The organism is Pseudoxanthobacter soli DSM 19599, assembly GCF_900148505.1.
In the GTDB taxonomy this organism is placed as follows: domain Bacteria; phylum Pseudomonadota; class Alphaproteobacteria; order Rhizobiales; family Segnochrobactraceae; genus Pseudoxanthobacter; species Pseudoxanthobacter soli.
In genome coordinates, this window is sequence record NZ_FRXO01000002.1 from 312,645 (window position 1) to 323,088 (window position 10,444).

The 10,444-nt window shown below is 70.4% G+C and carries 7 protein-coding genes; 4 read left to right on the plus strand and 3 right to left on the minus strand.

All coding sequences use genetic code 11. From position 1 onward, the window contains the following. The first annotated feature begins 66 nt into the window (after positions 1–66). Together poxB and BUF17_RS05885 are read left to right on the plus strand one after the other, a co-directional pair. Positions 67–1,794, plus strand: coding sequence for a ubiquinone-dependent pyruvate dehydrogenase (gene poxB / locus BUF17_RS05880; protein WP_073626551.1), 1,728 nt, complete (start codon positions 67–69; stop codon positions 1,792–1,794). Further along, complete coding sequence (locus BUF17_RS05885; RefSeq protein WP_084564117.1) at positions 1,791–2,258, plus strand: GNAT family N-acetyltransferase; 468 nt, start codon at positions 1,791–1,793, stop codon at positions 2,256–2,258. Before poxB ends, BUF17_RS05885 begins: the two co-directional genes overlap by 4 nt. A gap of 34 nt (positions 2,259–2,292) precedes the next feature. Here BUF17_RS05885 and BUF17_RS05890 read toward each other — a convergent pair whose 3' ends face one another. After that, complete coding sequence (locus BUF17_RS05890) at positions 2,293–5,424, minus strand: UvrD-helicase domain-containing protein (protein ID WP_073626553.1); 3,132 nt, start codon at positions 5,422–5,424, stop codon at positions 2,293–2,295. A gap of 345 nt (positions 5,425–5,769) precedes the next feature. Here BUF17_RS05890 and BUF17_RS05895 point away from each other — a divergent pair, with 345 nt between their 5' ends. Further along, entirely contained in the window at positions 5,770–6,777 is a 1,008-nt protein-coding gene (locus BUF17_RS05895; protein WP_073626554.1) for an adenosine kinase, read from the plus strand. Positions 6,778–6,790: 13 nt separating this feature from the next. Here the strand turns inward: BUF17_RS05895 and BUF17_RS05900 are convergent, their stop codons facing one another. Both BUF17_RS05900 and cobA read right to left on the minus strand, forming a co-directional pair. Beyond that, positions 6,791–8,122, minus strand: coding sequence for a cobyrinic acid a,c-diamide synthase CobB (locus BUF17_RS05900; protein ID WP_073626555.1), 1,332 nt, complete (start codon positions 8,120–8,122; stop codon positions 6,791–6,793). Next, positions 8,119–8,964, minus strand: a complete 846-nt coding sequence (cobA, locus tag BUF17_RS05905) for a uroporphyrinogen-III C-methyltransferase (RefSeq protein WP_244530776.1) — start codon at positions 8,962–8,964, stop codon at positions 8,119–8,121. The genes BUF17_RS05900 and cobA overlap by 4 nt, the downstream gene beginning before the upstream one ends. 125 nt (positions 8,965–9,089) lie before the next feature. On the opposite strand from cobA, the gene BUF17_RS05910 reads away from it, so the two are divergent. Beyond that, positions 9,090–10,274, plus strand: a complete 1,185-nt coding sequence (locus tag BUF17_RS05910) for a cobalt-precorrin-5B (C(1))-methyltransferase (RefSeq protein WP_084564119.1) — start codon at positions 9,090–9,092, stop codon at positions 10,272–10,274. The last annotated feature ends 170 nt before the right edge of the window (positions 10,275–10,444 follow it).

Genomic DNA, 10,444 nt, shown 5'->3' on the forward strand with positions numbered 1-10,444 from the left:
AATGACAGCAGGGGGCCGGGCGGCTGAAAGCCCCGGCACCCCGAGCCGAAGCGAAAAGGTTTGACGATGGCGGGATTGCGTGTAGCCGACCTTCTGGCCGGGGCGCTGGAAGCGGCGGGTGTCGAGCGGGTGTGGGGCGTGGTCGGGGATTCCCTCAACGGGTTCACCGACGCGCTGCGCACCAGCAAGAAGGTCGAATGGATGCATGTCCGCCACGAGGAAGTGGCGGCGTTCGCCGCGGGCGCCGAAGCCCAGCTCACCGGCAAGCTTGCCGTGTGCGCCGGCAGCTGCGGCCCGGGCAACCTGCACCTGATCAACGGCCTGTTCGACTGCCACCGCACCCGCACGCCGGTGCTGGCCATCGCGGCCCACATCCCGAGCGCGGAAATCGGTTCGGGGTACTTCCAGGAAACGCACCCGGAGCAGTTGTTCCGCGAGTGCAGCCACTATTGCGAGCTGGTCTCCAGCCCGTCGCAGATGCCGCGCGCCATCGAGATCGCGATGCGCACCGCGATCCAGAAGCAGGGCGTGGCGGTGATCGTCATCCCCGGCGACGTGGCGCTTTCGACGGCCGAGGCCGGATCGAGCGTGTCGTGGACCGAGGTCGCGCCGCCGGTCGTCGTGCCGCCGGAGGCCGAACTCGACCGCCTCGCGAACCTGCTGAACGGCGTGGATTCGATCACGATGCTGTGCGGCGCGGGCTGCGAGGGTGCCCACGACGAGGTCGTGGCGCTTGCCGGCGCGCTGAAGGCGCCGGTGGTCCATACCCTGCGCGGCAAGGACCATGTCGAGCACGACAACCCCTATGATGTCGGCATGACCGGCTTCATCGGCTTCTCGTCCGGCTACCACGCCATGCGCGATGCCGAACTGCTGCTGATGGTCGGCACCGACTTCCCCTACCGCCAGTTCTATCCGAGCGACGCCAAGGTGGCGCAGATCGACATCCGCCCGGAAAATCTCGGCCGGCGCACGCGGCTCGATCTCGGCCTCGTCGGCGATGTCGGCGAGACGCTGCGCCGCCTCGTGCCGAAGCTGAAGCCGAAGACGAACGACGCCTTCCTCCGCAAGGCGCAGGACCACTATGTGAAGGCGCGCAAGGGCCTGGACGACCTCGCCACCGGCAAGGCCGGCTCGAAGCCGATCCATCCGCAGTTCCTGGCCCGCATGATCGACGAGGTGGCGGCCGAGGATGCGGTGTTCACCTGCGACGTGGGCGAGACCACGGTCTGGGCGGCGCGCTACCTGCACCTGAAGGGCAAGCGGCGCCTGATCGGATCGCTGATCCACGGCTCGATGGCCAACGCCATGCCCCAGGCGCTCGGTGCCCAGGCGGCCTTCCCGGGCCGGCAGGTGGTGTCGATGTCCGGCGACGGCGGCTTCACCATGCTGATGGGCGACATCATCTCCGTCAGCCAGCTCGGCCTGCCGGTGAAGATCGTGGTGTTCAACAACGGCCTGCTCGGCTTCGTCGACATGGAGATGAAGGCCGCCGGCTTCCTGCCGTTCGGCACCGACCTGAAGAACCCGAACTTCGCCAAGATGGCGGAGGCGCTCGGCATCCTCGGCATCCGCGCCGAGGACCCGGCGGACGTTCGCCCGGCGCTGGAAAAGGCCTTCGCCCATGACGGCCCCGCGCTCGTCGATGTCGTGACCGACCGGATGGAACTCGTCATGCCGCCGGAGATCAAGGCGGAACAGGCGATCGGCTTCAGCCTCTACGCCGCCCGCGCCATCATGAACGGCCGCGGCGACGAGATCCTGCAGCTCGCCAAGAACACGCTGTTCCGATGAGCGGCGCGCCCGGGAGGGCCCCGGCGGTCATCGTTCCGATGGCCGCCCGGCATCGCGAGGGCTGGGAAAAGCTCTACCGCGCCTATGCCGCCTTCTATGCGGTGCCGATGACGGACGAGATCCTCGGGCGCACCTGGGGCTGGCTGATGGACCCCGGCCACCCCGAGGAAGGCCTCGCGGCCGAGGATGCCGATGGCACCCTCGTCGGCCTCGCGCATTTCCGGCCCTATCCGGACCCGCTGCGCGGCTGCGACATCGGCTTCTTCGACGACCTGTTCGTCGATCCCTCGGCCCGCGGGCGCGGCATCGCGCGCCAGCTGATCGAGGCGGTCGCCACCGTCGCCCGCGAGCGCGGCTGGCCTCAGGTGAGCTGGCTCACGGCGCAGGACAATGCCTCCGCCCGCGCGCTCTACGACCAGCTGGCGCGGGCCACCACCTGGGTGACCTACGAGATGCTACCCTGAGGGCCTGCCGGACCTCTCGGCCCGGCCGCTCGGGTCAGAACAGGCTGAACTGCCGGGCACGCGGCTTTCGGCGCGTCCCGGCCGTGGGCGCGAGGAGAGCCGGATCGATGGCGGCGAGGAAGGGCGACGCCGACGGCTCGCGCCCGCCGCGCCGTGACGCCCGGCTGAGATAGAGCCGATCCTTCGCCCGCGTCATCGCGACATAGAGCAGACGCCGCTCCTCCGCCGCCGAGGCCGGGTCGGGCATGCCGCCGTCGAACGAGAACGGCATCAGGCCGGCCTCGAGCCCCACCACAAACACCACCGGAAATTCCAGCCCCTTCGCGGCGTGCATGGTGAGGAGCGACACGCGGTCGGCCCTCGGATCGTGGAAATCCGCCTCGGTCGCGAGCGCGACCTGCTCGCGAAAGCGCGCCGCGTCGCCGGCGACCGCATCAGACGCGGCGAGGTGATCGAGCCAGGCCCTCGCCTCGGCAAGTCCGGCGGCGTCGATATGCCCGGTGGCACCGGTCACGTCGTCAGCCGACACCGATTGCCCCCTCACCCGCTCGACCGCAGCGGCGATCCCGGCGGGGAGATCGGCCGCGGGAACCTCTTCCAGAGCCGCGAGCACGGCGCGCACCGCTGGATGGCCGGCGATCGGGGCCGGCGAACTCTTGGCATGGGGAATGCCGGCCTTGTCGAAGGCCTCCCGCAACGCCGCCGCCTGCTGGTCCGTGCGGTAGAGCACGGCGAAATCGGCAAAACCGAGGGAGGGCCCGCCCTTCCTGCGGCCGGGCTTGCCGGCGTGGGCGGCGAGCATGTCGTGACCGCCGAGCAAACCTTCGATGGTCTCGGAGACGAACGCCGCTTCGGCGCGCTCGTCCTCGGCGACATGAAGGCCGACGGCCTCGCCCGGCGGCCGCATCGCCTGCGCATCGCCGCCACCGAGCGCCTGGGTCGAGGCCACGACGATGGTTCCCGAGGAGCGATAGTTGCGGGCGAGCCGGACCGTCCCGGCCGCCGGATAGTCCTCGGCGAAGCGGGCGAAGCAGGCGGCATCGGCACCTCGAAAGCCGTAGATCGCCTGATCGGGGTCGCCGATCGCGCAGAGGCCGTCGCCGGAAGGCGCGATCAGGCGGACCAGACGGTATTGCCCAGCGTCGATGTCCTGGAACTCATCCACCGCGATGTGGGCGAACCGCTGCCGCCATATGGCGGCACAGGCCGCGTCCGTTTCGAGGAGTTCGGCCGACAGCGCGACGAGATCGTCGACATCGACGAAGCCGTGCTCACGGCCGAGCCGGCGCAGGGTGGCGAGCGCCTCCGCCGTGCGGGCGTCGCCGATCTCGCCGGTGCGCCGGGCGACCGACAAGGCTTTGACGAGCCGCGCCGCCTCGCCCGGTTTCAGGCCCATCTCCTCAGCCAGCAGCCCGGCGCAAGCAGCCGCATCGGCGACGCGGAACTGCGGGCCGAGGCCCAGCGCCGCACCGTGGCTTCTGAGGATCGCGAGGCCGAGGGAATGGAACGTGTGGACGGCGACCGTCCCCGCGCGGCGGCCGAGGAGCGCGGCGAGGCGGGTGCGCAGTTCCTCGCAGGCCCGCCGGGTGAAGGTGACCGCGAGGCACGACGTGGCGGGCACACCCCGCTCGGCGACGAGGTGAGCGATGCGATGCGCCAGCATCCGTGTCTTGCCCGAGCCCGGCCCGGCGACGACCACGAGCGGGCCGGCGGCCTCGGCCGCGCGGCATTGATCCTCGTCGAGGGCGGCGAGAAGGCCGCTGCGGCCGGATGGAGCCGCCGGAGCCGGCGCCGGATGGCTCTCCGCGCCTTCCTGCGGGCCGGGCACGGCCGCCGCCGTCTTCTTCGCGCGGCGGCGGAGGGGCGCGTCGAACAAAAGCGCCCCCTTCGTCAGGCCGTCGAGCTCGCCGTCGCCGAACAGGCGGATCACACCATATTCGCCGTCATAGCCGGCATCGCGGATCACGCTGCCGGTCCTCAGCCGCGCGATGGCCTCGCCGAGCAGGGGATTGGCCCGCGCCACGTCTTCGAGCGGCACCTCGTCCAGGAGCGACAACTCCGGGCCGAGTGTGGCGGTCGCACGGTCATAGGCGGCCGCGACCGCCTTGGTGGCGACACCGCCGCCGACGATCTCGGACAGGATTTCCGGCAGCGGCACGAGGCTCGCCGCCTCACCCGCGGTTTCCGGCGGGGTCGCTTCCGCCTCGCTGCGATCGGCCAGCATCTCCACCCGGTGGGCGACACCGACCGTGACGCGCCCGCCGCAGACGGGGCAGAGGCCGCCAAGCGCGATGGTCTCTTTCGGGTCGAGCCGGACGCCGCAGTTGCGGTGCCCGTCCATGTGATACTTGCCCTCCTCGGGGAAGAACTCGACCGTGCCGTGATAGCCCTCGCCGGTTTCGAGCGCCCGGCGGATGGCGAAATAGTCCGGCGCGCAGGAAAAGCGCGTCGCCTCGCGCCCGAGTTTTCCGGGCGAATGCGCGTCCGAATTGGACGTGAGGCGGTAGCGGTCGAGGAACGAGACGCGCCAGTTCATCGCCGGGTCGGAAGAAAGCCCGGTCTCGACCGCGAAGATGTGGGGCGCGAGGTCGCCGTAGCATTCGGCGATGGAATCGAAACCCGACTGCGAGCCCAGCGCGGCGAACCACGGCGTCCAGATATGGGCCGGCACCAGATAGGAGCCGGGGCCGGACTGCAGCGCGACTTCAAGGAGATCGCGGGAATCGAGGCCAAGGATCGGGCGCCCGTCGGAGGCGATGTTGCCGATGCGGCCGAGGCTCGCCGCGAGCCGGTCTGCGGAGGCGAGATCCGGCACGTAGATCAGGTGGTGCACCTTTCGGGTGCGGTCGCCCTTCTTGTAGATCGTGGAGATCTCGGTCGAGAGCATGAAGCGCACCGGCCGCCGGCAGATCGCCGGCAGCGTCTTCCAGATCTCGGTCTCGATCTCCGGCTTCAGGCGGAACAGCCCGTGCCCGTCCGGCACCAGCTTGGCCTTGATCTCCGCAAGCCACGCCGGATGGACGCAATCGCCGGTGCCGACCACCGCGATGCCCTTGCGCGCCGCCCACCAGGCGAGGTGCTCGAGGTCGAGATCGCGACTGGTGGCGCGGGAATATTTCGAGTGGACGTGCAGGTCGGCGTGGAACAGGCCGTCGGGCAGGGTCATCTTTCCATCCGGTCTGGCTCCATCCGGTCAGCTCGATCCGGTTCGAGCGTGGCCGGCACGATGAGCCACACGGGGCCGGCGAGCCGAATATAGGCCGCAGCAGCCGCGACGCCATCCTTCCAGCATCGGGGCCCATTCCGGTCAGGAAACGCTTTTCAACGCCCGCATTCCGGGGCATGGTCCGCGCGCCCCGGAGCATAACCCATTCAGATCGAACCGGTCTGAACGACAAGGATATGCTCAAGGTTTTGAATCCGGAGCGATTTCTGGTCGATCGGATGAGTTCATCCGATCGGAAAGCGCTCCAACCTTTCGACATGCCCTTCCAAGAGGACTTTCGCCGCAATGACTTCCCCTCGCCTCGACGCGCTGTGTATCGGCAATGCCATCGTGGACGTGCTCGGACGCGTCGACGACGACTTCATCGTGCGGGAAGGTCTTGTGAAGGGCGAGATGCGGCTGGTGGACGCCGCGCGCTCGACGGAAATCTACGGCCGCCTCGGCCAGGTCGTTCGGATGTCCGGCGGTTCGGCCGGGAATACCGCCTTCGGCGTCGGTTCGCTGGGCGGCAACGTCGCCTATATCGGCAAGGTCGCCGCCGACGATCTCGGCCGCGCCTATGCTCACGACCTGTCGAGCCTCGGCATCGCCTTCGCGACGCAGCCGCTCGAAGGCGGCGCGCCGACCGCGGTCAGCATCATCCTGATCACGCCCGACGGCGAGCGCACCATGAACACCTATCTCGGTGCCTGCCAGTCCCTGACGGTCGCGGACGTCGAGGCCGACGCGGACGCCATCGGCGCCGCCGCCACCACCTATCTCGAGGGCTACCTGTGGGATCCGCCGGCGGCGAAGGAGGCCTTCCGCCGCGCCGCCGCGATCGCCCATGCCAACGACCGGCAGGTCGCGATCACGCTGTCGGATTCGTTCTGCGTCGACCGGCACCGAGCTGAGTTCCTGTCGCTGATCCGCACCGGCACCGTCGACATCGTTTTCGCCAACGAGCACGAACTGAAGGCGCTTTACGAGACCGCCGACATCGCCACCGCCATCGAGGCGCTGCGGCAGGACTGCGCGGTTGCCGCGGTGACGCTCGGCGCGGAAGGCTCGCTCGCCGTGACGCGCGAGGAGACCCACCACGTCAAGGCGACGCCAATCGAGAGCGTCGTCGACCTGACCGGCGCGGGCGATCTCTATGCCTCCGGCTTCCTGTTCGGTCTCGCCCGCGGGCTCGATCTTGCCGGCTGCGCCTCGCTCGGCGGCCTGTGCGCCGCGGAGGTGATCGGTCAGGTCGGCCCGCGGCCGATGCGCTCGCTGTCCGAACTCGCCTCGCAGGCGGGCTTCGCGTTCTGAACGCCGGCGCGCCTCACGCGACGGCGACGACGTGGAAGAACGAGCCGGTGACGTTGCCCCGCCGGCTCCCGATGGCGCCGAGGTCGGTGCCATCGGCGCCGGACGCCCGGGCAAAAGGCGCATCGTCGCCGGCGGTCACCACGCTCGCATAGTGGAACTCGTGGCCACGCGCCGCCGTGCCCGCACGGCCGAGCACGCCGTCTGCGGCGAGCACCGCATGGCGGTAGCCGAGATTGAGGCGGCGCGCGGCGAAGCTGGTGACGAGGCCGATGAGGCCGAGCATCTCGTGACGGCAACCGTCGGCATCGATCATCCCCTCGCCCAGCGCCATGTAGCCGCCGCACTCGCCATGAACCGGCTTCGATGCCGCGAAGGCCCGCATTCCGGCCTTCCAGCGGGAAGCCGCGGCGAGCGCCGTGCCATGCAGTTCGGGATAGCCGCCCGGTAGCCAGCACACGTCCGCGTCCGGATCGGGCACCTCGTCGGCGAGAGGTGAAAACGGCAGGAGTTGCGCGCCCGCCCGCCGCCACCCCTCGAGCACATGGGGGTAGACGAACGAGAACGCCCGGTCGCGGGCGATGGCAATGCGCTGCCCCGGGGGCGTCATTGCGGTCGCGGGCGCCGTCGTCCGCGGCGAGGCCGTTGCCCCGGCGGCCGCCACGATGGCATCGAGATCGAGATGCGCCTCGACGAGATCGGCCATCGCGGCGAGGCGGGCATCGAGCCCATCGACTTCCTCCGCCTGAACGAGGCCGAGATGACGTTCCGGAACGGCCAGACCCGCCTGACGGGGCAGCGCGCCGAACACCGGCACCCCGGCGGCGGCGAGACCCGCCCCGGCGAGGCGCGTATGACGGTCGCTGCCGACCCGGTTCAGGACGGCGCCCGCCACCCGGACATCCGGGTGGAAGGTGGCGAACCCCTTGGCCACCGCCCCGGCGGACTGCGATTGCCCGGAGACGTCGAGCACCAGCACGACGGGCCAGCCGAACCGCGCGGCGAGCGACGCCGTCGACCCGTCGCCGGAAGCGCCGGGGGCGACGCCGTCGAACAGCCCCATCAGCCCTTCGCAGATCAGGAGATCGACTCCCTCGCCGGCTTCCGCCGCGAGGCCGTCGAGCAGCGGGGCCGTCATCGCCCAGCTATCGAGATTCACGCCCGGCCGGCCGGTGGCCGCAGCATGGAACGCCGGATCGATATAGTCCGGGCCGGCCTTGCAGGCCCCGACCCTGAGGCCGCGCCGGGTGAGCGCCGCAAGGAGACCGAGCGTCACCGTTGTCTTGCCGCTGCCGGAGCGCGGCGCGGCAATGACGAGACCGGGCACCGGGAGGCCGGCGGTGTTCATGATGCCGCTCCGATGTCGGATGTCCCGGCGTCGTCACCCGCAAGGCGGAACGGCAGCAGCCCGGCCGCCAGCCGCTCGCGCAGGGCAACGATGTCGCCGATCGCCACGATGGCCGGCGGTTCCATGCCGGCCTCCAGTGCATCGGGCACGATGCGGTCCAGCCGGGAGACGAGCACGCGCTCGGCCGACGTCGCGACGGCGGCGATGATGGCCGCCGGTGTTTCCGCCGGGCGCCCGCCGGCGATCAGCGCGGCGACGATCTCCGGCAGGTTCTTCATGGCCATATAGAGCACCAGCGGCAAGCCCGTCGCCGAGATCGCGCCCCAGTCCGGCGCCTCCTGGCCGATGCCGCCGTGGCCGGTTGCGAGCACCACGGCCTGATTGATGCCGCGCATCGTCGCCGGAATGCCCGCCGCAGCGAGACCGGCAAGCCCGGACGTCACCCCCGGCACGACCCGGCAGGAGATGCCGTGGGCGAGCAGGGTTTCCACCTCCTCGCCGCCGCGGCCGAACATGAACGGATCGCCGCCCTTGAGCCGCACCACGCGCCTGCCGGCACGCGCGAGTTCAACGAGCCGCGCGGCGATATCGGCCTGGACGGCGGAGGGCTTGCCGCCGCGTTTGCCCGCGAACACGCGCTCCGCCTCCGGACGGGCGAGCGACATCACGCGGGGATCGACGAGGGCGTCGTGGACCACGGCATCGGCGGATGCGAGCGCAGCGACCGCTTCCAGCGTGAGGTGGCGCGGATCGCCCGGACCCGCACCGACGAGCCAGACTTCGCCCGGGCGGAATACAGGCAGCCCACCCAGCAAGGTCGCGATCGCATCCCTGGTATTCAAAGTGCAGCTATCCACAGGTTCGGCATGCGGCCGCCGGGCGGCCATCGGTTCATCGTGGCGCGGGGCCGGCAGCTTCTTTGGCGCAGCCGTGTTCATCGCCGCCTCCGCACGCTATCTAATACGCCATGACGCGCACCGGTGCCCCTGCGAACCGCGACCGGCCGGCCCTGATCGAGGGCGGGAACGGCAACCCGCATGCCGCGTCGGACGGCGACGGATCCGGCCGCGCGCTCCGGCCGGGCTGGACGACGGGCTCCTGCGCGACGGCGGCGACCAAGGCCGCCTTTACCGCGCTTGCGACCGGCACCTTTCCCGATCCGGTTACCATAACCCTGCCGGGCGGACGCGAGGTCGCGTTCGCGCTCGCCTTTCACCGCTTCGAGCCCGACGGCCGCGCGGTCGCGGCGGTGGTGAAGGATGCCGGCGACGATCCGGACGTCACCCACGGCGCCGTCGTGGTTTCCTCCGTCGCGCGCGGGGTGGAGGGCGCCGGCGTGCGCTTCGCGGCGGGCGCCGGCGTCGGCACCGTCACCCGGGCGGGGCTGCCGATACCGCCGGGCGAGCCGGCGATCAACCCGGTTCCCCGCGCGATGATGCGCACGGCCATCGCGGAGGTGGCCTCGGCCTTCGCCGTTCCGCCGGACGCGGATATCGAAATCTCCATCCTCGACGGCGAGCGTCTTGCCGAGAGCACGCTGAACGGCCGCCTCGGTATCGTCGGCGGGCTTTCCGTGCTCGGCACCACCGGCATCGTGGTGCCCTATTCCTGCGCGGCGTGGATCCATTCGATCCATCGCGGCGTCGATGTCGCCCGGGCCGCAGGGCTCGGCCACATCGCCGGCAGCACCGGCTCGACCTCCGAGGCGGCGGTGCGCGCGCTTTACGGCTTTGACGACATGGCCCTGATCGACATGGGCGATTTCGTCGGCGGCCTGCTCAAATATCTCAAGACCCATCCGGTGCCGCGGCTCACCATCGCGGGCGGGCCGGCGAAGATCACCAAGCTGGCGCAGGGCCGGCTCGACCTGCATTCGAAGCGGGGCGAGGCGGACCTCGGCGCGCTCGCGGCGGTGGCCGTCGAGGCCGGAAGCTCCGCGGCGCTGGCGACACGGATCACCGGTGCCAACACGGTGCTGGAGGCGTTCGGCCACGCCGCCGCCGAGGGCATCGCGCTCGCCGATGCCATTGCCGAGTCCGCCCGCGCGACCGCGGAGGCGACCCTCGCCGGGTTGCCGATCGCAATCGAGGTGGTGGTGTTCGACCGGACCGGCTCGCTGATCGGCCGGGCGCCGTTTCGCAGCGGCGGCTAGAGCGCTTTCCGATCGGATGGAATCATCCGATCGACAAGAAATCGCTCCAGCTTCAAAAGCTTGAGCATATCCTTGTCGTTCAGATCGGTTCGATCTGAACGGGATATGCTCTAGAGCGCTTTCCGAACGACGGGAAACGGTTGCCCGTTCAATAGCATGAGCAAATCCCG